The organism is Rhodosalinus sediminis (assembly GCF_003385555.1).
Lineage (GTDB): Bacteria > Pseudomonadota > Alphaproteobacteria > Rhodobacterales > Rhodobacteraceae > Rhodosalinus > Rhodosalinus sediminis.
In genome coordinates this window covers 1-851 of record NZ_QOHR01000079.1, presented here as the reverse complement: position 1 = coordinate 851, position 851 = coordinate 1, and the positions used below count along the sequence as shown (strand labels likewise).

General features: G+C 65.3%; 1 protein-coding gene. It reads right to left on the bottom strand.

What is annotated here, in order from left to right:
* Positions 1–851 (bottom strand): LAGLIDADG family homing endonuclease (locus DRV84_RS15160; RefSeq protein ID WP_205026753.1); only part of this gene is annotated, 851 nt, incomplete at both ends.

Below are 851 nucleotides of genomic sequence, written 5' to 3'. Positions count from 1 at the left end.
CCGGGACGCTGGAAACCGGCCGGATATCGACGATACGGCGACGACGGCTCCTCCACGGCCGCCCGTTTTCGATCGAGCGCATCCGGGCTCGCTTGCGCGATAGCCGGAACATCGGCTCCTCGGCATAGGCCGTCCAGGAAATGCGCCAGTATTCGGCGGATTCGTGAACACGCCCTTCACACCCGAAGACTTTCCGGCGCGCCTTGCCCTTATAGACGGCGGGTTTGTAACCGAGGCTGCGCAGCAGCTCGACCATCGCGTCGATCAAGCCGCGGTCTGCGTTCGAGAACTCGCAACGCTTCCCGTCCGGCGAGATCGTGCCGTCTGAGTCCATCAGCCCGCGCACCAGTTCCAGCCGCTGCCATCGGCTGGCGCGCATGTATCCAAGCGGGATGTGCTTGTTGTCGAGCACGTCCAACTGCCTCAGCCGCTCTGTGAGCCGCGACCGGAAGCAGTCCGAGAACGAAGCGCCGTTCTCGCGCCGCATCCGGAAGGTCGGGTCGATCACGACATTGGCAATCCGGCCCTTGCGCCACTTCGGCAGCCGGAACTCCGCCTCGACACCGCAGGCCCGCAGGTGCTCGACAACCTCGGCGTCCTCTTCGTGAACCGAAATGTGGTTCATGATCGACGAGCCGTCGCCCAGCCACAGCCCTAGCACATAAGGATGCAGGATCAGATCCTGGTCCGGCATGTCGACCGGGTCGCAGCAGTCGATGGCATAGCGCCGCCGCTTGCCCTTTGCCCCGATGACCACGCGTCCGGCCATCTCGGCCGTCGTCAGTGTCCGCGCGGCAGGCCGGTCATTCGTGAAGTCCCAGACCGGCCAGCGGTGTTCCCCGTCCGCGACG